General features: G+C 59.7%; 19 protein-coding genes and 1 pseudogene. 8 read left to right on the forward strand and 12 right to left on the reverse strand.

Annotation, left to right across the window (positions count from 1 at the left end; translation table 11 throughout):
- The first annotated feature begins 35 nt into the window (after positions 1-35).
- From BLJAPNOD_RS30835 to BLJAPNOD_RS30865, 6 genes are all read left to right on the forward strand, one after another.
- Positions 36-1130, forward strand: coding sequence for a C4-dicarboxylate ABC transporter (locus tag BLJAPNOD_RS30835; RefSeq protein ID WP_115422576.1), 1095 nt, complete (start codon positions 36-38; stop codon positions 1128-1130).
- 117 nt (positions 1131-1247) lie between these two features.
- The gene (locus BLJAPNOD_RS30840; RefSeq protein ID WP_115422577.1) at positions 1248-2657 is read left to right on the forward strand and encodes an NAD(P)/FAD-dependent oxidoreductase; all 1410 of its coding nucleotides are present in this window, start codon (positions 1248-1250) and stop codon (positions 2655-2657) included.
- Positions 2654-3880, forward strand: coding sequence for an FAD-dependent oxidoreductase (locus BLJAPNOD_RS30845; RefSeq protein WP_115422578.1), 1227 nt, complete (start codon positions 2654-2656; stop codon positions 3878-3880). The genes BLJAPNOD_RS30840 and BLJAPNOD_RS30845 overlap by 4 nt, the downstream gene beginning before the upstream one ends.
- 3 nt (positions 3881-3883) lie before the next feature.
- A complete protein-coding gene (locus BLJAPNOD_RS30850; protein WP_115422579.1) occupies positions 3884-5317 on the forward strand; it encodes an FGGY family carbohydrate kinase in 1434 nt (477 codons plus the stop codon).
- A gap of 696 nt (positions 5318-6013) precedes the next feature.
- Positions 6014-6355 carry a hypothetical protein gene (locus tag BLJAPNOD_RS30860; protein ID WP_115422581.1) on the forward strand — a complete coding sequence of 114 codons (342 nt, stop codon included), beginning with the start codon at positions 6014-6016 and terminating at the stop codon, positions 6353-6355.
- Positions 6356-6568: 213 nt separating this feature from the next.
- Positions 6569-6817, forward strand: coding sequence for a BON domain-containing protein (locus tag BLJAPNOD_RS30865; protein ID WP_115422582.1), 249 nt, complete (start codon positions 6569-6571; stop codon positions 6815-6817).
- A gap of 689 nt (positions 6818-7506) precedes the next feature.
- Here BLJAPNOD_RS30865 and BLJAPNOD_RS30870 read toward each other — a convergent pair.
- The 11 genes and pseudogenes from BLJAPNOD_RS30870 to BLJAPNOD_RS30920 all read right to left on the reverse strand — a co-directional run bounded on the left by BLJAPNOD_RS30870 (position 7507) and on the right by BLJAPNOD_RS30920 (position 18111).
- Positions 7507-8538 carry an IS110 family transposase gene (locus tag BLJAPNOD_RS30870; RefSeq protein ID WP_115422752.1) on the reverse strand — a complete coding sequence of 344 codons (1032 nt, stop codon included), beginning with the start codon at positions 8536-8538 and terminating at the stop codon, positions 7507-7509.
- A 117-nt stretch (positions 8539-8655) separates the two neighbouring features.
- Positions 8656-8817, reverse strand: a pseudogene (locus BLJAPNOD_RS30875) (Na+/H+ antiporter NhaA); the annotation flags it as partial.
- Between the two features lie 638 nt (positions 8818-9455).
- The gene (locus BLJAPNOD_RS30880; protein WP_244611156.1) at positions 9456-10568 is read right to left on the reverse strand and encodes a saccharopine dehydrogenase NADP-binding domain-containing protein; all 1113 of its coding nucleotides are present in this window, start codon (positions 10566-10568) and stop codon (positions 9456-9458) included.
- A 15-nt stretch (positions 10569-10583) separates the two neighbouring features.
- Complete coding sequence (locus tag BLJAPNOD_RS30885) at positions 10584-11357, reverse strand: amino acid ABC transporter ATP-binding protein (protein WP_115422584.1); 774 nt, start codon at positions 11355-11357, stop codon at positions 10584-10586.
- Positions 11358-11374: 17 nt separating this feature from the next.
- Positions 11375-12040, reverse strand: coding sequence for an amino acid ABC transporter permease (locus tag BLJAPNOD_RS30890; RefSeq protein ID WP_115422585.1), 666 nt, complete (start codon positions 12038-12040; stop codon positions 11375-11377).
- Between the two features lie 189 nt (positions 12041-12229).
- A complete protein-coding gene (gene dapA, locus BLJAPNOD_RS30895; protein WP_115422586.1) occupies positions 12230-13147 on the reverse strand; it encodes a 4-hydroxy-tetrahydrodipicolinate synthase in 918 nt (305 codons plus the stop codon).
- Positions 13148-13168: 21 nt separating this feature from the next.
- A complete protein-coding gene (locus BLJAPNOD_RS30900) occupies positions 13169-13912 on the reverse strand; it encodes a dihydrodipicolinate reductase C-terminal domain-containing protein (RefSeq protein WP_115422587.1) in 744 nt (247 codons plus the stop codon).
- A gap of 12 nt (positions 13913-13924) precedes the next feature.
- Positions 13925-15322, reverse strand: a complete 1398-nt coding sequence (locus BLJAPNOD_RS30905) for an aldehyde dehydrogenase family protein (protein WP_115422588.1) — start codon at positions 15320-15322, stop codon at positions 13925-13927.
- Positions 15319-16674: an FAD-dependent oxidoreductase gene (locus BLJAPNOD_RS30910; protein WP_244611157.1), complete on the reverse strand. Its 1356-nt coding sequence runs from the start codon at positions 16672-16674 to the stop codon at positions 15319-15321. The genes BLJAPNOD_RS30905 and BLJAPNOD_RS30910 overlap by 4 nt, the downstream gene beginning before the upstream one ends.
- The gene (locus BLJAPNOD_RS30915) at positions 16667-16939 is read right to left on the reverse strand and encodes a 2Fe-2S iron-sulfur cluster-binding protein (RefSeq protein WP_244611158.1); all 273 of its coding nucleotides are present in this window, start codon (positions 16937-16939) and stop codon (positions 16667-16669) included. The genes BLJAPNOD_RS30910 and BLJAPNOD_RS30915 overlap by 8 nt, the downstream gene beginning before the upstream one ends.
- On the reverse strand, positions 16936-18111 hold the full coding sequence (locus tag BLJAPNOD_RS30920) for an FAD-dependent oxidoreductase (protein ID WP_115422590.1): 1176 nt from the start codon (positions 18109-18111) through the stop codon (positions 16936-16938). Before BLJAPNOD_RS30920 ends, BLJAPNOD_RS30915 begins: the two co-directional genes overlap by 4 nt.
- A 151-nt stretch (positions 18112-18262) precedes the next feature.
- On the opposite strand from BLJAPNOD_RS30920, the gene BLJAPNOD_RS30925 reads away from it, so the two are divergent.
- Positions 18263-19192 carry a LysR family transcriptional regulator gene (locus tag BLJAPNOD_RS30925; protein ID WP_115422591.1) on the forward strand — a complete coding sequence of 310 codons (930 nt, stop codon included), beginning with the start codon at positions 18263-18265 and terminating at the stop codon, positions 19190-19192.
- Positions 19149-20162, forward strand: a complete 1014-nt coding sequence (locus BLJAPNOD_RS30930) for a transporter substrate-binding domain-containing protein (protein WP_244611159.1) — start codon at positions 19149-19151, stop codon at positions 20160-20162. The genes BLJAPNOD_RS30925 and BLJAPNOD_RS30930 overlap by 44 nt, the downstream gene beginning before the upstream one ends.
- A gap of 588 nt (positions 20163-20750) precedes the next feature.
- Here the strand turns inward: BLJAPNOD_RS30930 and BLJAPNOD_RS30935 are convergent.
- Positions 20751-22034 carry a glycosyltransferase gene (locus BLJAPNOD_RS30935; RefSeq protein WP_115422593.1) on the reverse strand — a complete coding sequence of 428 codons (1284 nt, stop codon included), beginning with the start codon at positions 22032-22034 and terminating at the stop codon, positions 20751-20753.
- Between the last annotated feature and the right edge of the window lie 270 nt (positions 22035-22304).

Below are 22304 nucleotides of genomic sequence, written 5' to 3' on the forward strand. Positions count from 1 at the left end.
AACGAAAAAGCCCCGGATAACCAGAGGAGAATAGGATGACAAAGGACACGAAGGTACCAAGTGCATCGCAGCAGATCCTGTCAACTCGTCGACATTTCCTGACAAAGACTGGACTGGGCGCCAGCGCAGTGGTTGCCGGTTCGACGCTGGCAGCCCCCTATGTCAACGCCCAGAGCGGCCCGATCAAGTGGCGCCTGCAAACCTACTCCGGCGCCCCGCTCGGCGCGCACGTTATCAAACCGCAGATCGACGCCTTCAATGCCGCTGCCAATGGCCAGATGGAGATTGAACTCTTCTACGCAGATCAGCTCGTACCGACAGCTGATCTGTTCCGGGCCCTGCAAAGCGGCACGCTCGATGCAGTGCAATCCGACGAGGCGACAATGGCATCCCCGGTCGACATCGCGGTTTTTGGCGGATACTTCCCCTTCGCCACGCGCTACAGCCTCGATGTCCCAGCCTTGTTCAGGTACTACGGCTTGAAGGAGATCTGGGAAGAAGCCTACGGGGAAGTCGAGAACGTCACCTGGCTCTCTACCGGCGCCTGGGATCCGCTGCACATCTTCACCGTCAACAAGCCGATCCGCAGCCTTGCGGATATGCAAGGCCTTCGCGTTTTTGGTGTTCCGACCGCAGGGCGCTTCCTGTCGCGCTACGGCCTGGTCCCGGTAACCATTCCCTGGGACAACGTTGAAGTTGCGATGCAGACGGGAGAACTGGACGGCGTAGCCTGGTGCGGCTTCACCGAAGCCTATGAAGTGGGTTGGGCGGATGTCTGCAAATACGCGCTGACGAACTCTGTTACAGGCGCTTGGTTCGGCAGCTATTTCGCAAACACACCCAGCTGGCAAAAAGTGCCACCACACCTGCAGGAACTCTTCCGTATTACGATCGACCAGTCGCACTACTATCGCGACGTTTGGTACTGGGGAGGGGAGGCGAAACTTCGCGTCGAGGGCGAAAAGATGGAGTTGACGGCTCTCCCGGCCGAAGAATGGGCGCAAGTGATCAAGGATTCCGAGGGCTTCTGGGACGAAGTGGCCGCTTCGAGCCCTCGCGCAGGCAAGGTCGTCGGCGCCTTCAAGAAATATGCCGAGACCATGCAGAAGGCCGGCTACCCCTACCGTTGAGGCGCAGTCAAAAACCTGGTCCGCCCTGCAATGGGGCGGATCACCATCGCCGCCTCCCGCAATCGCGCTCCAACAGCCATACTGACTGACTGTCTACAGAGTGGAAGGAGACCCGTGATGCTCCAACGATCCAAGTTCACGACCCAAGATCTTTTCGACGTTGCCGTCATTGGCGCCGGCGTGGTCGGGTGCGCCGTTGCTCGCCGGTTTGCACTTGCCGGAGCCCGGGTGGTCGTCATCGAGAAGGGAGCGGACATTTTATCGGGCGCATCGAAGGCCAACAGTGCCATCCTGCACACTGGCTTTGATGCTCCGGCCGAAAGCCTCGAACTCGAACTCGTTCGCGCAGGCAGGCAGGAATACCTGGAGATCAGGGAAAGCCTCAATCTCCCGATTATCAGGACTGGCGCGCTCGTGTGTGCCTGGACCCGCTTGGAGGCGGAAAAGCTGGAAGCGATCGAGGCGCAAGGGCGCGAAAACAACATCTTCGAATTGAGGTTGCTGACACGCGCCGAGGCCCGCAAATCTATGCCGGCGCTCGCTGGGAGCCTGGTCGCGGCACTTGAGGTGGAGGGCGAGCACATCATCGATCCGTGGTCAGCGCCCCTTGCCTACCTTGCGCAGGCCTTGGCGCTTGGGGCTGTCCTCCTGCGCGACGCCGAGTTGCTGAGCGGTAAGTTCGACGCCGAATGGACGCTGGAGACCACCGCCGGCACCGTGGTCGCCCGCTCCGTCGTTAATGCAGCGGGCCTGTTCGGCGATGTCGTCGATCAACGGCTCGGTTTTGAGCCCGAGTTTCAGATCAGGCCGCGCAAGGGACAGTTCGTCGTTCTCGACAAAGCGGCCTTTCGGTTCGTGCCGCGCATCGTGCTGCCGGTTCCAACTGAGGTCACCAAGGGTATCGTGGTATGCCCGACGGCATTCGGCAACGTTCTCGTTGGACCAACCGCCGAAGAGCAGGATGATCGGGTCCGCGCCACAGTTGTGAAGGATGGGCTTCAGGCGCTGTTGAAGCGTGGCTCGCAGATCGTGCCGGCACTGGCCGACATTCCCGTAACGGCGGTCTATGCTGGGTTGCGACCGGCGACCGAAAAGAAGGCGTATCGCGTCTACTCCCGACCGGAACAGCGGGCGATAACGCTCGGCGGCATCCGCTCAACCGGGCTCAGCGCAGCGCTTGGCCTGGCGCGCCATGCACTGGCGCTGCACGAGAGATTCGGCGTCGTCTTGTCTCCTCCAGCCAAGGTGCCACAGGTCAGCGTCCCAAGCCTGGGAGAAACACAGGATCGCGACTGGCAGCAGCCGGATCACGGGGAAATCGTCTGTCATTGCGAACTTGTCACAAAGCGCGAGATCGAGGCTACGTTCGAAAGCTCTGTACCTCCGGGCGACTTCGGCGGCCTCAGACGCCGCACGCGCGCGGGGATGGGACGTTGCCAGGGGTTCTATTGTAATGCGCGTCTGGCCGAGATGACGAAGGGCATGTTCAAAACACCGCTTGCGGTTGCTGAGTTGGAACAATCATGAACGACCTGAATGCGGACGTCATCATCGTTGGTGGCGGACCTGCCGGCGTTGCCGCAGCTCTCGAACTGCGCCGCTGCGGCGTTGAGCGTGTAGTGATCCTTGAGCGGGAAGGGTACCTCGGTGGGGCAACCCGTCATTGCAGCCACTCGCCTTTCGGGATGAGGGAATTCGGTCGGATTTACTTCGGGGCCGCCTACGGCAGGCGGCTCGAAAGGCAAGCTAGAATCGCGCAGGTCGATGTCCGCACTGGGCATTCCGTCGTTTCGCTGGGGGATGATGGTGTCATAACCTTTGTATCCGACAAGGGCACCGCGACACTTTCGGCTCGCCGCATCCTGGTTTCAACCGGCGCGCGCGAGATGCCGCGCTCGGCGAGGCTGGTTTCCGGAGATCGCCCAGTGGGTATCGTCACGACCGGCACACTTCAGTCCTATGTCTCCCTCCATGGCCTCATGCCGTTCAGTCGCCCGTTGATCGTCGGCTCTGAATTGGTGTCACTGTCTGCCGTCCTGACCTGTCTATCCCATCGGGCGCGACCGGTTGCCATGATTGAGCCTGAACGGCATGCGATCGCACGCTCCCCCTTCAACTGGTTTCCAACTCTTGTCGGCATCCCGTTCCATTGCGGTGCGGATGTTGTCGATATCCGCGGAACGTCGCGTGTTGAGGCTGCGACAGTCCGGCTGCAGAACGGCGGCACCCAAACTATTTCCTGCGACGGAATTCTGTTCACAGGGCGCTTCACGCCGGAGGCCGCGCTTTTCTTGCAGTCTTCGATCAGAATTGCTTCCGGCAGTGCGGGGCCGGCTGTTGATCAGGACGGTCGTACGGAAAACCCCCTCTACTTCGCCAGCGGCAACGTACTGCGCGCCGTTGAGACCGGCGGCTGGGCGTTCCGCGAAGGTACAGCCGTGGGTGCGGCGATTGCGTCAGATCTGGACAGGCGAGGGGACGCCGGCCCACCGGTTGCTCTCACCTTCGATCCGCCGGTGAAACTGGTGGTGCCGCAGATCCTGCGTCGCATCGAGCTGAATGCGTCCGCCTTCCGCCAATTCCAGCTGCGCTTCAATCGATGCTGTCGCGGCGTCCTATCGCTCGAACTCGATGGGCGCGAGGTGTGGCGAAAGGCGCAGCAGTGGATGCCGGAACGACGGGTCCTCGTACCAATTCCGGACGGGGCATGCCAAGCACAGGCGGTTCATTTTCGCTTTCGGGAGGAATAACGAATGCGCGTTGCGGCCATAGACCAGGGCACGACATCGACCCGATGCCTTGTGGTCGGGGACGGCGGAGACGCCCAGACTGTCGCTGCCATTCGTCACACGCAATTCCATCCGGCCCCCGGATGGGTCGAGCACGATCCGGAGGAATTGCTGACAAACATCCGCGCCGTGCTCAAGAAGGCCGGTACCGTGGACGCCATTGGCATCGCCAACCAGGGCGAAAGCTGCCTTGCGTGGGATGCTGTGACCGGCGAGGCGCTGTCGCGTGTCATCGTCTGGCAGGATGCCCGCACGGCGGACGTACTGGCCGAACTCGACGCTGGCGCAGGCGCGCGCTCGAAGGCAATATCAGGGCTTCCGCTTGATCCTTACTTCTCGGCAAGCAAACTCGCATGGCTGGTGCGAAACGTACCTGCGGTGAAGTCGGCATTGTCTGCCGGCCGCCTTCGGCTTGGCACAACCGATGCGTTCTTTCTCGATCGCTTGTGCGGTAGCTTTTCAACCGATGTCGCAACCGCTTCCCGGACGGGGCTACTGGACCTCGACAGACAGGTTTGGAGCCCAGAAATGTGTGCCCTGCACGGGGTGCCCATCGAATGCCTGCCGCCGATCGCTCCCGTCGACGCGAGTTTCGGTTTCATCGACGGAACACCGGTGAAGGTCTCCATCGTCGATCAGCAGGCGGCCCTCTATGGGCACGGGTGCCGCCGGCCCGGCGACTGCAAGATCACGTTCGGCACCGGTGCTTTCCTCTTGGCGGTTGCTGGTAGCGAACGTCCGCTGGCAGGGGATCTTCTTCCGACCGTTGCCTGGCAGCGACACGATGAAAGGCCCGTCTTTGCTCTTGAGGGTGGCGTCTACGACGCTGGAGCCGCGGTCGAATGGGCTCGCACAATCGGCCTGTTTTCTTCTGTGGAAGAATTGCATGCTTTTGACGGATGCTCGGCGTTGGGTCGGGGAATCGCCTTTGTACCAGCGTTGTCTGGTCTGGCCGCACCGCATTGGGATCGCCACGCGGCACCGGTCTTCATTGGCATGGATCACGCGACAGACCGCAGGGACATGGTGCGTGCCGTGCTTGAGGGTATCGCCATGCTCACTGTCGGATTGATTAACGCTGCGGCTGACGTCATCCATACGGAAGGCGCCATTTCAATCGATGGGGGGCTTTCTCAAAGCACCTACTTTGCCCAGTTCCTTGCATCCGCCAGCGAGCGACGGATCATCGTTCCAGCCATGCATGAACTAACTGCCCTCGGTCTGGCAGAATTGTGCGGCGTCGACACAGCCGCCGCTCGCACGGCCACTTCGACTTACATTCCTGACGGATCGGTCACGACTTCGCACCATGAGCGGTTTGCCAGAGCTGTCGAATGCGCGCGGAACTGGAGAAGTGCCGGCCGAAAACCGGCTCATCAGGGTTTGGCAGAGCGCTAGCGGCGTTTTGAAGGACGCCTCCTCCGACGCTTCGGAGCATCCATCGCCGTTTCATTGCATATTCGGTGGGCCTGATATCATCCAGTGATAAGAGTGGCCGTTGCCTGTTGCAACCTTCTTCCATGCGATGATCTCGGCCCGTACATGAGCCAGTAACGAGAACAGTGGCTTGTTGAGGCACGCTTTGCGGAAACTGTCGTTGAAGCCTTCCACGATACATTCCGCACCGTGCTTGCCGGGTGCGATGTGGTGCCATTCGAACCGTTTCCGCTCGCACGTCTGACGATTGCCTTGACGTCAGCTCCGCTATCGAAGGCCCACAGTGGCCTTTGGATAAGGCGGCGTAGAGGCATTCGAGGCCTGGATTGGAGTGCTGGTCCTGATCGAAATCGAATTGTTCGCTCTGACTGAGTCTGGACGACCCGGCCAACAGCGAAGAGAAAGTTGCCTTGATTTCAAGTTGGCAGCTTTTGCTTGGCCGGTTGCCCGTCTGAGCAAATAAGCGGCGGATTGCATGCATCTCTTGCTTGTTCTCAATCGCGACAGTTACACGCAAAGTTTATACAGATGAGCCTAATATTAATTTACCCCCCAAGGCTTGGCGCGTTACATTGATGTCCGACGTGATGACGATGCTGAGCCCCGCGTGCGGCTCCGATGAGGACGGGGCAACTCACGACTTTGAGGAGGACGATCATGGGAGACGGAAACGAAAGGCAATGGGTAAAGCCGTTTGCGCAGGGCTTTGCTCTCGGGCTCATAGCAGCGCCTGTAATTGCTTTCAGTGCGGGGTGGATTACCACGACGGGCGCAAGCGCGCTTGCAGTGGAAGCTGCGCGTGTGCAAACGCTGGCCGGCATCTGTACATCGACGGCGGGTCGCATCGCCACGGCAAGCAATACCGACCTTGCAACGATCAAGGGCTTTGATAACCGTGCAAAACGCGATGAACTCGTCGCCGCCGCGTTAGCCGACATCCAGGTGCCCGACGACCTCGTCGGCCAGGTAACGGCGGATTGCAGTCGCACGTTCTCATAGGGATGCCGCGACAATGGGATGAGCCCGCTATTGGCATGACGCGTTTCTTCGCAACAGGCGCTGCCGCACCTGTCGATGGAGCGTTCCCCGGGATCGGAGCAAGCGAAATTGGCAACGCGCAAACGTAGCCTGATGCCTCGCGGACGCATCGGGGGTACCGTACCGACTGGAGTATTCATCCAACTTCACGACGGTGCCATTGGGAAGTGAACTATGGACCTCTTTGGAACGGGTTTCGGCTTGAAATCCGTCAGTGCGGACACCAGCCTGATTGCAGCAATTTCGGCAGCCATTGCAATGGATGACGTTTGCGCAGGTCAGATGATTGAAGTCAGTTCGACGCCTGGCTGCATTATTCTCGAGGGCTCGGTCCCGTCTCTCGCGGCAATCAGAGCGAAGGAAATAGCCAGAAATGTAGCGGGAGGCGCTCTCGTCCTCGACCGTATGCTCTGGCGCGATTGAAATCACAGAAGAGTAAATCTGATCTCCATGGATAAGGGACCGTTCAATCAAATCGGAGCGTTGCGTTCTGTCGATCGGCTCCACGCGGTCGTATTGCCAGACGACCGCGCCTTTCGGCATGCCGAAGCTGGCCTCGATGCCTAGCACACTTTGGCAGAATGTATTTTGGCGATCTGAAGCGGATTCTGCAGTGCGGACATCATTCTGGGGCTGACGCTGATAGGAGGGTGTTTATGACCGCGCGTCGCCGCCTGACCGACAAACTTGCGCTTCTGCCAAGCGTCGCAGAGATCCGCTAACTGATCACACGGCTCCTGCTGCGACCGCCGATGAGGACGACTTTCGTTCTCGCATGGTCACTCTGGAGACGAAAACATCAGGCCGCCGCAATGAGAGCCCACTACAAAATGAGACATGAAATGCAACTGTAGTACTTCTGTAATGGGCCTTTGCTCGTCAAGTCCCTTCGAGTGATTATCACGCCGCCAGGATCATGCTTCTGTCCGTGGTCAGCACCAAGACTGCCACACCATGCCATCAGATCCTTAAGCTGGCAGGTCAATCTAGGACGCGTGATTTGCCGAAGCCTTCACAGCACTACTCCCGACCTTGCCAAGCCCTCGTCCCAGCGACGGGACCTCGGAGAAGCAGCGCCGTCGGCGGCCTGCTTCGGTAATCTCATCTCGCCTTTACGGGGCGACAGTATCCTTTCCCCAACGGAACGCGCTGACGTCAACCCACATGCGGTGAAGGACGGTCGCGAGTTTGCGAGCGAGCGCCACCTTGGCTCGCTTCATACCGCGGCGCTTCGCCACGTCCATCGCCCAGCGCTTCAGGGCAGAGAACCGCGTGGCACGCGTCAGCATGATATGCGCCGCTTCATAAAGCGCAGTGCGGACCATGGCATCGCCGACCTTGGTTACTCCGCCGTCGATGTCGGTCTCTCCCGACTGGTATTTCTTGGGCGTCAGCCCAAAATACGCACCGACGGTGCGGGACTTTTCGAACCGACCCGGATCGTCGACTGCCGAGCGATAGGTAATGGCTACCAAGGCTCCAACACCAGGGGTGCTCATCAGCCGTTGGCAGACAGGATCGGCGCGGGTAATCTTCAGCATCGCGCGATGCAGCCGGGTAAACTCGTTCCACAATGCACCCCGTGCCTGCAACATCGCCCCGATCACCGTCCCAAGCATCTCATGGCCTTCGATCAATTCGCGAATGCGCGCCTCAAAACGGCCCCGGCTCACCTCGCCAACCTTGAGCCCGTAACCCCGCAGGATCCCACGGATGCTGAGCTCGACATCAAGCAGTTTGGCCTGCAAAAGCTTGCGACCGACCAAAAGCGCCCGAACGTCTTGGGCATTCGCAGACTTCGCATGCACTGGGCGGTACCAGCCCATGCGCAGCAATTGTGCAATCCCGCGAGCATCCTTGCGGTCTGTCTTCACGGTCATCGCTGACAGCGCCGCCTTCACATGCCGCGTCTCTAGCAACACCACATCCTGGCCCGCCTCGACAAGTGCAGCGCGCAGCCACTGCGATAATGGTCCTGCTTCCAGGCCGATCGTGACGATCGGCAGCTCCAGATCGGCAAAATGCTGTAACAGCGCTTCAGGCTCGCTCGCCACTTTCGCCTCACGCACGATCTTGCCCGACCCGTCCACGACACAGATGCTGCTCTGTTCCAGCGACACATCAATTCCTGCATAATAGTCCATGGTTGTCCCTCGCTTGATGCTTGGGGCCGAGATCATCGGACCCCGTTTCAACATCATCACTCTGAGGGACAGCCACCTCCTTGGCTATGCGAGGGGTGCCGGCCCATTACGGCATCTAGTGTAGAATAGTGCGATCACGATCTCCGGTCCCAGATCGTCGATGATGGCGAGCGCTGCCAGGAAGATTTTCAACGAAGCGGGGACTTTGGATCCCAATAGCGATAACACACCCAGCGCAAGCGCTATGTCCGTTACCGAGGGAATTGCCCAGCCGCGCATCAGTTCTTGTCGGTACCGGAGCAATACTTCTCACGTGTATAGGCCGTGTGCGCCGCGCCCCTGAGGGCGGCGACCCACATAGTGATGCTGGTTGCGCGAGGCGCCCCCTTGCGACGGTTACGGGTTTTCAGCGAATGATTAGAAGCGCATCCCATAGCATTGCAATCAGGCCTGGGTCTGGTTGCGCCACGTCTCGAACGCGCCCATCGGCTGCATCTGCGCGCAGCGTTGCACCCGAATGTCAGCTACAGGCAATGTAGTGCAATTGGCAATCTGTGAATTCAAAGAACCGTTTCGCATCGCCGTAACTGTCACCCGCCAACGCCTTCCCACGGAACACGGTGTCCTCGCATTTCATCGCGGATGATGTCAGGCGCGTATTCGGTTTCCTGAAGCGTTGCGAGAGCCCGATCAGGATCTTGCTCCAAGAGCTCTGCCCATGGTGCAGTGCGCTCGTCCCGTGTCAATGGGCGGCGATGCGCATCGGCGTGAAAGCCAGCAACGGTATGGAGTTCTTCGCGTCTACGATGTCTCATCGTCGCCTCCTCCGTTCTCACACATTGCAATAAAAGTATCGCGCTTTGGACTTGTATGGGCAAGTCGCAGAACTGGATGAAGGCAGCCGCGCAGGCTGTGCATTATGACGAAATTGTGTGCCTAGCGTTTCCATCGCATCCATGACGTGCAGTCGACGTCAATGGCTTCAGAAACGGACTCGACAGGAGTGTCTCGGTATCGATCGCGTGGTGAGGGACGAAGCCGACGGGCGGGATGTCTCGTCTATTCAACATTGCCAGCAACGTTGCAGCATAACCGATGGCCACCGACGTCAATGCGTTCAACCTGCCTGAAACGGGATTTGGTGAGAACCGGTGGCAAATAGTGCGCTCGATCGGCCGTTGCCGCTGATACCCTCTGGCAGTCACTACCAGCAAGAGCACGTCGTCGCTGATGACCGGTAAACCATTGTAAAGGAGTGATCTTAACGCGTCGCGACGATTGCGCAGGCCCAGATCGTCGAGGAGAAAGCGCACGTAGTCGAGATGCCCCGGATATCGGATCGTCTTGAAAGTGACGTTCCTTGGTCCCGGATCACCGAAGATCGATAGATCGGCGAGACCACCTGATGTCACGAATTCTTCGTAGCGCACTCCATCAATGCTCAGATGCCCATAGTTCTCGAGCGGCGATAGCATGACCGCCTTGCCGTCGCGAACGGCCGCACTTGGTTGCGTGTATTCATCGATGAGGCCATCCACGTTCCATATTTGCCCGTAGCCTATGCGGTTTGTGGAAACCTTTGGTATGGCTCCGACGCGAATTGTCAAATCGGTGACTGGTGCAAAGGCCTCAAGAAGGCCATAGGCCACATTTCCGATGATGCCCGGCGAAACCCCGCATCCCGTGAAAACGGCACGCTGTTCGGCAAGAGGAGCCAGAATGGACAGTGTCTCCGGCGTCGCGCAAACGAAATCGAGATAGTGGGTATTTGAACGGGCCGCAGCCGTTGCGATCTGAGGCACAATGCCTTGCGGTACGGCCGCAACAGTCAGGTCCCCGTCCGAGAGGATTTTCTGCAACTCCTCTTCATGCCTGTAGGTGCGCAGCTCCGCGGCGATGTTCAGGTCTTCCAACCTGTCCAGCGCCTCTTCGGAACGGTCGACGACCTGTATCGAAAACTCCTCACGCCCAGCCAAGGCCAGCGCCAGGGCCGAGCCGACATTGCCGGCGCCGACGATGGTCATTTTCATTCTCGCCATGGCATCCTATCCCTTGAACCGCGAGACAAACGCCTGCAGGCGCGGATTCTGCGGATTGAGAATGACGTCATCAGAGGTACCGGTCTCGGCGATAACACCCTGATCGAGAAAAAGAACCCGGTCGGAAACATCCGCCGCGAACGCCATTTCGTGCGTCACGATCGCCATGGTCATGCCCTTGTCGGCAAGATTGCGTATGACCGCGAGAACTTCGCCGACGAGTTCGGGGTCGAGCGCGCTCGTCACTTCGTCGAGCAGCAGCACTTCCGGCTCCATGGCAAGCGCACGGGCGATGGCGACACGCTGCTTCTGTCCGCCCGAAAGATGGTTCGGATAGGCGGCATGCTTGTCGGCAAGACCAACCTGGGCGAGAAGATCCATCGCCAGTTCTCGAGCCTCTCGCGGTGCGCGTTTGCACACGACGATCGGCCCCTCGGTGACATTCTGTAGGACGGTCTTGTGGGGAAACAGGTTGAAGTGCTGGAAAACCATACCGACATGCCGGCGCAGCTTGCCGATTCCGATCTTTTCGCCCCGGTCGTTGAAGCGGTCACCGACCTGTTGCTGGCGAAAGCGGATCTCGCCGGCCGTCGGCGTCTCCATCATGTTGAGGCATCGGATGAAAGTTGACTTTCCCGACCCGGAAGGACCGATCAACGCGACGACTTCCCCACGCGCGAGGCTGAGATCCAGCCCCTTGAGGACCTCAAGGGCACCGTAGTTCTTTCTGAGGTTGAGGGCCTCGAGGATAGGGGCAGATGTCTGCGAATTCGCTATCATGTTCGGTCTCCCTTCCATTAGTCACTGACCCTGAGGCGTTTTTCGATCCAGTCCGCGGCCTGCGTCAAAGGCAGGAGCATGGCGATGTAGAGTGCGGCCATCACGGTGTAGGATTCGAGCGGACGATAGGTCTGGCCGTTGACGACCGCGGCCATGTAGGCGAGATCGGCAACGGAGATGACCGAGACCAAAGAGGTGTTCTTGAACTGAATGACCGACTGGTTGATGAAAGAGGGTAGAACGCGTTTCAGCGCCTGTGGCAGGATGATCCGGCTCATCGACTGCATAGGGCTCATGCCGATAGCTGCGGCCGCTTCTCGCTGTCCCTTGTCGATCGATACGATGCCGCCGCGGAAAATTTCCGCATAGAACGCACCGACATAGAGAGAGAGCGTCAACATGGCGGCGACACGGTTGTCCACGGAGCCCCCAATCAACAGCGGGAATGCATAGTAGAACCAAAGCAACTGGACCAAAAGCGGCGTGCACCGGAAAATCTCCTGGTAGATGCGTGCCGTTAGGTTCAGGATCTTCCAGCCAGACAACCGTGCCGCGCAGGTTATGAAGCCGATAATGACGCCGAAGAAGATCGAACTGAAGGTGTAGACAACGGTGATCCAGAGGCCCCAGAGGAATAGATCGTAATACTGCCAGACGGAATGAAAGTCCCAGTTGTAGCTCATCTCGTTCTCCCGTCTGGCCGCCGTAGTTGCGGTGCGTCACCGCGGTCCAAGTCAGGACAGCGGCTATCAATTGGGCTCGCAAACATAGTGTTCCCTTGGTCTGTGACATCGGTTCCCGAGATCGGCAGGACCGACACGCAATTCTGGTCTGTCCATTTCGTAGGGACAATGCAAAGCAGTTGGTGAGGCTTATCGCATTTCTTGGAAGGCGGTGGCCGCAGACCCGTAGCGATTGAGAATGCCGGAAAGCTTGCTCCGGTTCGCATCCGAAATGGGGACCATCGGCAGTCGCATTTCCGGACCCGCGAGATTGGCAAGCGCAAGAGCAGCTTTGACAGGGCCGGGGTTGGATTCGATGAACATGCCATCCGTCAGCTCCGCGATCAGTTCATGATGCGTCAGCGCCTTGACTGTTTCGCCCGCATGCCAGGCATCGACCATCGCCACCATCTCGTGGGGTGCGATGTTGGCAACGACACTTGTTACCCCCACGGCGCCGAGCGACAGGAAGGGCAACGTCATGCCGTCGTCGCCGGAATGAATGACAAGCCGGTCGCCGCAGGCTGTGCGCAGCTGGGTCACCCGAGCCGCCGTGCCGCCGGCCTCCTTGATGGCGATGATGTTCTCATGCCCTTCGACAAGCGTTGCGCAGGTTTCGGGCGCGATTTCCACGCCGCAGCGGCCGGGCACCGAATAGAGCATCACCGGCAATGAGGTTGCTGATGCGGCGGCACCATAATGCGCGATCAGGCCAGCCTGGGTCGGCTTGTTGTAGTATGGCGTCACGATCAACACGGCATCTGCGCCTGCGGCTTCTGCGCGCTTGATCTTGTCGACAGTCTTGGACGTGTCGTTGGCGCCGGCGCCGGCCATCACCATGACCCGGCCGGCCGCGATCCGAACAGTGCGCGCAATGATCTCGGCCGCCTCGTCATCCGAAAGGGTCGCTGCTTCTCCGGTCGTTCCGACAGGAACAAGGCCCGACACACCCGCGGCAATCTGGCGTTCAACGAGTGCCTCATAGGCCGCGTAATCGACGGCACCGTCGCGGAAGGGGGTAACCAGGGCGGTGAATACGCCTTTGAAGCGAGTGGAAAGTTCTGTCATTTCGGATCCTCTCTCAAATTGTTAGTCGATCAAGCTGTCTGCCAGGGTGTATCGACCGCGCGAAGCGGCGCTTGAGACCAGCCATTGGGCGGCCGCTATGGCGCCTTCTGCGTAGGCGGCGACCGTATGTACGCGATAGGAGAACACCGCCTCGGCCGCGCCCATGTCGAAGCGGATTTCGTTGATGCCGACGGTGTCTCCCTCACGGTGAACCGCGATCGGCGGCTCGGGCGCATCGAAGCCCATGACGCGGCTGCGCTCGGCACGCAATTGTGCCGAAAGGAGGCGGGACGTCCCCGAAGGATCGGTCTTCTTGCGGGCATGATAGGTTTCCGAGACCGCGATCTCCGCGCCCGGCATCCGGGAGGCAAACGCCAATGCGGATTGCTTGAAGGCTTCAAAGCCGCGCGCAAAGTTGGCGCTGATCATCATCGGGCGGTGCATGCAGCATCGGTCCAGCAGGGCATCGTCATCTCTTGAGAAGCCGGTCGTCCCGATAACCATGGGAATTGGCTTGGTTCCGATGTCCCGCTGTAGCGCCACGCTCGCAGCAGGCGTGGAGAAGTCGATCATGACGTCGCAATGACTTTTAATCGCTGCCTCGGCGGGGCGGTACTCGATGCTGCCGCCGGCGACGGGGAACCCGACTAGGCGAGATCCCGGCGACACCAGGGCGGCGGCCAATTCCAGCCCGGGGCCTTCCAGAACCGCCTCGACAAGCCGCGTTCCTACCCGTCCTGAGGCTCCAACGATTCCGATGCGCATCGCGGTTGCCCCTCAGTCGATGACCACTTTTTGCTCGGACATCTCCCGAAGGGCGACACGAACGCCCTCACGGCCGAGACCGCTTCGTTTGACGCCGCCGAAGGGCACATGTTCCGCGCGGAAATCGGGGCCCTCATTGACCATGACGCCACCCACCACGAGGTCGCGGGAAAACGTCTTGATCAACGCATGATCGTTGGTGAAAACGCCGGCCTGCAGGCCGAAGACCCCCGCATTGACTTCAGCAATTGCTGCGTTTGGGTCTGTGAAGCTGCGGATGGCGATAATTGGACCGAATGTCTCGTCGGCGATAACAGGGGAATTCGGCTCGATGTCGCAGATGACGGTCGGAGAAAAGAGCGTGTTGTCGTGATTGCCGCCGGCCAGCAGCTTCGCGCCACCTGCAACACTCTGCCGGACGCGGTGTGCCACCTCCTGCGCCGCCGCCAAATCGATGACCGTGCCCATGTCCGTATCGTCGCTCGAGGGATCGCCGAACTCGACGGCCCCGACGGCGGCGAGGAGGCGTTGCGTGAACACCTGCTCGATGTCCTTATGGAGATACAGCTTCTTTACCGCAGCGCAACTTTGGCCGGCGATTTCGAAGCGATGGCCGACCGCAGTTGCGACGGCCTTGTCCAAATCGGCGTCGGGCAGCACGAAGAGCGGGTCGTTGCCGCCGAGTTCCATCAGGCAACGAATGAGGCCACTGGCATTCTTGAGCGCAAGACCGGCGCGAGGCCCACCCGTGAAAGAAAGCAGATCGATTGGAGCGCGGGCAAGCGACATCGCGCAGTCCGCCCCACCGTGGATGACCTGGAAGAGGTCGCGTGGCCAATTGGCCATTTGCGCGAGTTCGAAGAGACGGGCCGCGGCCAGCGGTGCCTTGGGCGAGGGCTTGGCGACGACGGCGTTGCCCGCCGCAATGGCCGGCCCCAGCTTGTGGCACAAGAGATTGAGCGGATAGTTGAAAGGCGTGATGGCGCCGATGACGCCGACCGGTTCGTATGTGATTGTTGCCAGACGATCGGCACCGCCTTCGACGATCGCGCAATGTAGTGCTTCGCCGTTCAGGAACGTTGCCGCGTCTCCGGAGAGTTTCAACGTGTTTTGCGCGCGACGCACCTCGTTGCGTGCCTCGCGGATCGTCTTGCCCATTTCCGTTGAGATGATCTGGGCCAGGTTCTCCGCGTCCTTGGCGATCTCGGTCGCCAGGGCGTTCAACAACGCTCGCCGAACCGCAGGCGTGGAATAACGGAATTCGCGCTGTGCCGTCTTGGCGCGCAGGACGATAGCAGCGATATCAGCACCGGAATGCTCCGCTAGCTCGCCGACGATCTGCCCGTTGAAGGGGTTGCGCACGATGATGGAGGGAGCTGGGGCAGGGACGATTTTCTGCAGGGACGTCATTTGGAACCTCGTTCGTCGTTCGAATCGTGTTGGGAAGTGGCGCACGTCAAAGCGCCGATGGATACAGGGCGTATGGGCCAGCGCTGGCCTGTCAGATCGTGGGCCACTGCCGGTGTCTGCAACGTGCTGATGAGGTTCAGCATTTCGGCGACGTTCGCGGCGCAGAAGCGCCCTTGGCAGACCCCCATCGAAAACCGTCCATTGTGTTTCGCCTCACGCCCCGAGAGGCCGTCGCTCCGCTGCGCAAGCAGCCGCAGATCTCCAACCGTGCGGCCCTCGCAGCGGCAAAGGATCGTCTCGTCGGGAAGCGCCGCCAGCGGGGAAGCCGGATCGACCGGCGCAAACAGCGCCGAGAGCAAGCTCTGTGCGCGGCGCTGTTGCGCGATGGTCGTTTCCACGTCCTTTAATGCCTGCGTCTTGCCGGACAGAATGTTCACCACCTGGCGGGCCACCCGCCTGCCGTCGGCTTCTGCTGCAATTGAACCCAGAGCTTCCCGGCAGTCCCCAGCTTTCAGGATGATTGGTCGTGCGTCCGTCTGCGCGGCGATATCGGGAAGGCCGACGTGATTTGGCTTTACACCGTCATGGAGGCCGACACGGTCGACGATGATCGTCTGTACTCGACCGTGGCGATCCGCCAGTATTGCTTCCATGCCGCCGTCGCAGCGCCGAACGCGCTTGAGGACAGAGCCTCTTAGCCAGGTCGTTCGGCTTGTCGTCATGCCGTACAGATAGGAAAATGCCTCGCTCAAAAGCCTGGGATAGGCGAACAGTCCAGAGCTGACCAATGGGTGGCGCAAGGGATCTCCCGCTTCAACGACGGCAACGGGTGGGTTCCCCAGCTTGGCCATTTGTGCCGCGACCGCGATGAGAAGAGGGCCGTTTCCGGCAAGAAGGACCCTGCCGTTCGGCGGTCGTCCTGTTTCCTTCATCATGACTTGCAACCCACCGGCGGTGGAAATGCCCGATAGTTCCCAGCCCGGGCGGGGCAGAATTTTTTCGATTGCCCCTGTCGCAATCACGACCGCGCGCGCCCTGAGACGGACGACCGCGCCTTGATGCCGATCCTCAATGAGGACGACCCCATCGCTGTCGACGCCGAGAAAGACGCAGGAGTGGCGCAGCCGAATACCCGATTGGCAATAGCTGGCAAAAAGTGCTTTCCACCGACCCCGGACCGCGCGGTGCTGGGGCACACCTTCGATGCTGTCTATCGGTTGGCGAAATATCGCGCCGCCTACCGTCAGCCGCTGCTCGATGAGCTCGACGGAGAGGCCGGCTTCTATTATCGCCAGGGCGGCGGCAAGCCCGGCCGGACCCCCTCCAACGACGATGACATCCAGATCAGTCAAGGTCTGCCTCCAATCTGACAACCACCATTCCATCCCTTGCCGGGGTAAGGCAGGCTTCCATCGCGATGCCATTGATGCTGACGAGACAACACTGGCAGGCACCGATGCCGCAAAAATATCGGGTCTCGCGGTCGAATGTGTCGCGTCCAAAGCACGTGATGCCGGCTGCGTCGAGTGCTGCCGCGACGCTTTCACCCTGACGAAAGGGGATGTCCTGCGACATCCAGCGCAATGTTCCGGGACGGTTCACGCAATTCGCGCTCATGCGACGACCCCACTTTTCACGAGCCGGGCAGGGTCGAATGCCGCCAGCGACATCTCCGGCGTCTCGCCGCAGACCATCTGCGAAATTGCCCTGCCGGTGATCGGGCCGAGGCAAATGCCGTCGCCCTCGAAGCCGGTGGCGACATAGGCATTTTCGAGGTGCGGCAATCGTCCGACCAGCGGCATCCCATCGATGACCGCCGTGCGTGTCCCGGCAAAGCTGCGCAGCAACCTCACATTGGCAAGGCCAGGCACAAGAGCCACCGCATCTCGCAGGATCCGCGTTACGGCATCGATATCGTTATCGCGGCGGTCTCCATGATCCTCGCGCGTTCCTCCAATCAGGAATTGCCCCGTTTCCAGGGGGTCGATGACCAGGCCCAGTCCCTTCGGGAGTTTGGCCTGGTGGGTATTCTGGCTGCCTTTGCTGAGCAGATACCGCCCTGACATGATCGCGCCGGGCATGGCTGCGTTCAACGCCGGCGCACGTTCGGTGATGAGAAGCTGCCCCTTGCGTGGGATAAGTGCGTGTTCAATTCCCAGCAGCTGGGCCGATCCGGAGCCGGCCGCAACCACGACTGCGTCTGCCCTGACGGCCCCTTTTGCCGTGACGACACCTTTGACACGGCTGGCGTCGGCGGCAAGAAGCAAGCTTTCGACTGCATTGCCGCGATGAACAACGACACCGGCAGAGGTCAGGAAGCGGTGCACGATCCGATAGCCGATCGCGTGGCCTTCATCGTACACTTCAACGATCATCAACGCGTCTGGCGACAGAGCCGGAAATCGGTCGCGGGCGACGCGCGGGGCAAGTGTGGCTGTGGGCACGCCAGCCGTTGCAAGCGCATTGGAATGGGCTTCAAGGACATCGCACTCAGCCTTGGAACTCGCGACGATGAAGGTTGACCGTCTTTTGAAGCAATCTGCAAACAGACCGTCTCGCGCCAGTTGACGATAGAGCGCGATGCCGCACAGCGCAGCCTCCATCATTGGCCCTGGACGCTTGCTCGCGACGGAAACGGCGCCATCGGCAGCTCCCGTCGCCTGCGATGCCGGAACATCCGCCTCGAAGAGTTCGACGCTCACGCCTCGGCACGCAAGAAAATAGGCCGTCGCGGCACCGACGATTCCGGAGCCGATTATGACGACGGTAGATGGCTGCGCAAATGGCATCGTTGTTGAACCGGCATTGTTTCTGTCTCGCCCTATGTTGCGGGCTGCCGGCGGCTGGCGTCGATACAAGAAGACGCCATTGCTTGTTCACGAAATTTGTATCGGCTACTAACAACAAGCCCCTTAATCCTCAGGGCAGGGGAGAACAGTTATGGCCAAAATCAGCCTCACGCTTATCCAGACGTTCTACCAGGTGGCCAGACACGGGTCGTATTCGGGTGCGGCTCGCGAACTCAACTTGAGCTATCAGTCTGCTTCGAACCATGTTCGGCGGCTGGAGCAATTGCTCAACGGAAAGCTGATCGATTCAGAGCAGGGGGCTAAGCGGATCGCTCTGACCCCAAGAGGGCGTGCGCTCTACAACCTGCTGCATCCCGAGCTGGACATAATGCTGGAGCGGCTGAGCAAGCTGATCGAGAGCCAAAGGTCGTCGCTGCGTGTCGGAATGCCGCAAGCCATTTTCTTCTACCTCTTTCCAAAGGTGCTTTCGAAGTTTCGGGAGAGTTTTCCGGACATGGAGTTCGCTGTCTATGAACGCGACACAGTCCTGGCCGAGCTTGTCAAGAACGGTAGCCTGGATGTGTGTATTTCGGAACGATACTTCGGCGACCCGGTAGTGCCGCAGCGCCTGTTAGGCAGCTATCAGCTCAGCCTTGTCTATCCTCACCACTGGGGTGCGCCGCCGGAGCAGAAGGACATCCCGCTCTGGGCGAAGGATCGACCATTCATCACCTATGAACCTGGTCAGACATTGCGCAACTTTGCGGTCGATTTCCTAGGCCGCGACGGCGCCGTCGTTCAGCCGGTGATTTCCACATCGGGCAGTTCCAGCGTGAAGCGTTGCGTCGAGGAGGGGCTGGGCTTTTCGATCATCCCGTCCTGGTGCGTCCTGCCGGAAGACAAGACCATCGTCAGCACGAAGTTGGCAAATCTGCCGGAGGTCCGGGTGTATTTCGGCACGGCCGGCTTTCTGCAAAAGCATCCCGCGGTACAGCAACTTTTTGAGGAATGTCAGTCGGAGCTTGTCGGTCCCGTGCTTGATCCTCCTCGCAGTGGCGAACTTGCCCTTGCGGCGTTGTGAACGGCCAACCTACAAAAAACGAGATAAGCGTGCTCAATTCTCTAGCATTGTTCCCGGCCGACCGGGGGATACCCTGTTGACGGTCACAACGACTACAAAGGTGCGTGACCAGCAAAATCAAACAGGGGAATATGGAGAACCGAGAATGAATCTTATTGCGAAAATCTGCAGCTTCACTGCCATCGCCTTGTCATTGATGGGAACCGCGGTGTCTGCCGGCACGATTGAGGACATAAGGGCGCGTGGCGCGCTGCGCATCCCCGCGATCCTCAACGAAGTTCCCTATTTCAACAAGGACCCGCGCACCGGGGAGTGGCAGGGTTTCGTCATCGATATGGCCAATGACATCGCCAAGACGCTTGATGTGAAGCTTGAGGTGGTCGAGTCGAGCTGGTCGAATGCGATCCTCGATGTGCAAAGCGGCAAGGTCGATGTGGCTTTTGCGGTTACCGCAACCCCTGTCCGGGCGATGTCCGTGTCGTTCTCCGATCCGACCTACTACAACAGCTTTGTGATCGTGTCGTCCAAGGATGAGGTCGACAACAAGACCTGGAGCGAGCTGAACGATCCGAAATACACCTTCGCCGTTGACCTCGGTTCGGCTCAGGATTTGATCACGCAGCAGTATCTGCCGAAGGCAAACATCCTGCGCTTCAAGACACGTGACGAGGCGATCGTGGCGGTGACGACGGGTAAGGCGGACGGCCTCGTCAACACGATGCTCAATGGCCTGGTGATTTCAAAGAAGGCACCGGCAGTTGGAAGCGTCAAGGTGCCAACGCCTGTACTGGCCACACCTTCGGTCATCGCGCTCAATTATGGTTCCGACGAGACCTTCAAGTCCTTCGTGTCGGCTTGGGCAGAGTACAATCGCCGCATCGGCAACAACCAGACATGGATCGTCAAAAGCCTCGAGCCTTTCGGCATCACCCTTGAAGATATGCCGGTCGGTTTCGGTTTCGGCGGCTGATGACGGTGACCTGTTCAGTTTGACACCAGCCGTCCTGAGCAGGTCTTGAGTTAGCAGGGCTTTGTCGTGAACATGCTTTTCAGATTGGAGGCGGATCGGTATTCCGTCTCTCCTTTTCAAGAAGCGACCGGCAGACCGGCCGTCAGGTCAGGCTAGGTTGCGTCACATGCGGATTCACGCAGCTGTGTGCATTTGCATCCCGATCATGCATAGCGGGGCGATCTTCACGGCATCCTAGTTTCACTGAATGTTAGATAGGACGTCTTTAGTCGCCGGGCGCCGGAGATCAAACCATCCGCGTTTTCAAGACGTCGGAGGAGACGAGATGCCCAAGAATGCAGAGCCTATAATTCGTTTGGTTTTAGTTAGACCGTCGCGCGCGAGGGAAGGCGCCGAATGGGTTCCCGTTGGCCTGCGCGGAATGTCGAGTTAATGGTCCCGAGGATCTGGTTCGGCCGGGTAATCGAAATCGTGGCGGCCGTGGCACACTATGCGTTTTGTAGCATTCTTGACGACGACCGAGGTTGCAAAAAGCTGAAACCGGTCATCGCGACAAATCTGTTTAGGAAAGCCGAGGGCCGACAAGAATCAGTGCGACGCTACCGCGACGATCAGGTCCGGTGTTCGGGTTTTGCAGCTTGACACGCGAAGGTCCAGCAGACGAACGGCCTCGTGCGCGCCGCCCTCGGCCCTCATCCTGTATCCAATCTGCTCTGCCTTCGCACGCATGAGGGGGTCATTCATGGCCTTGAGCGCCCTGGCAAGCGTCTCGACGTCGAGCTTTGCGCGCGCAAGCGGCGTCGGTCCAACACCGAGTGAGGCGACGCGGTGCCCCCAGAACATCTGATCGCCGAAGAAGGGGCAAATAGTGCAGGGTATGCCGGCGCGAAGCGCTGCAGCCGTCGTGCCCGCACCACCATGATGAACCGCAGCGTGCACACGGCCGAAGATGATATCGTGCGGCAGCTCCTTTACGACAAAGAGATCATCGCTTGGCGGCGGTGCTTCGATCGCGCCGCCGCCTGTCGCAAGGAGCCCACGCATGCCATTGCGTCGCAAAGCCTTCACGATCACATCTGTCAGTTTCGCCGGCTCAATGGCCGGCATGCTGCCAAAGCCCACATAGACCGGCGCTGGTCCTGCCGAAAGAAATTCGTCCAGATCGGTTCCGATCACACCGTTTGAACTATCAAGTTCCCAGGTACCGGTCACGTGCACATCCGGCCCCCAGTCCTCGGGAACAGGGACAAGATGCCGGCTGTAGCCATAAAGCGTCTGGTCGGGCAAAGGCGTTCGCTTGGTACGCACAGAAAGCCCAAGCCAATTTTTTCGCCATGAGCCAATCTGCCTTGAAAATAGCCCCGCGGCGAGCTTCGCCGTCAGAATGTGGCTGGCCCGGTTGAGTGGTCCAAGCGAGCGAAACGGCAGCATCGGGCTCGGGAATTCCGACGTCGGCGTCAAGATGGGGAGCGGCGAAGCAAGCACCGAGGCACATTGTAGCCGCTCGGCGATATGCGGGGATGCCAGGGATTTAGGATGGTAAACCATGATATCCGGGGCGAATGCGTGCGCGGCGAGCCATTCGGCTTCAAGCAGTTTGCGAATGTGCGGCCGGATTTCGCCCAATAGTTTGAAACCGGCCAGCGCTGCGGCGCCACTGGCGATTGCATTCTTTGCCTTAGGCGCGTCCAGAAGGCTCAAAAGATCCCCCGGCAGTGGCGCGAAGGGAATGGCGTGGTCGTGTACAAATCGTTCAAACTGCTGCGGACCAGCAAGCTGAACTGTGTGCCCTGACGAGTGAAGTGCCTTTGCAAGCGCAAGGTAAGGCTGAATATCGCCTCTTGTACCGAAAGTGTGGATTGCTACACGCATGGCATGATCCCTGGAACTGTGAGGATCGGCCAGCGCAGTAATGGAAGTCAGCGCCGCCTTATCTGGAATGCTCTCCTCCGCAACATTTCCCATGGCATACCGCAGGCCTGCAGAAAAGCCACCTATCTGGTCTTCGAAGCTTTCGCTTGCTTTTCAGAGACTCTGTCCAGCCAATTGGCAAACTGACGAGGTGACATCATTCGAAATTGGCGCCAATACCGATATAAGGCCCGGCGATGTTGCCATCGCCGGGCCTCCTATCGTCCATGG

Origin of the sequence: Ensifer sp. M14, assembly GCF_003355565.1 — a bacterium.
Taxonomy (GTDB): Bacteria; Pseudomonadota; Alphaproteobacteria; order Rhizobiales; family Rhizobiaceae; genus Ensifer.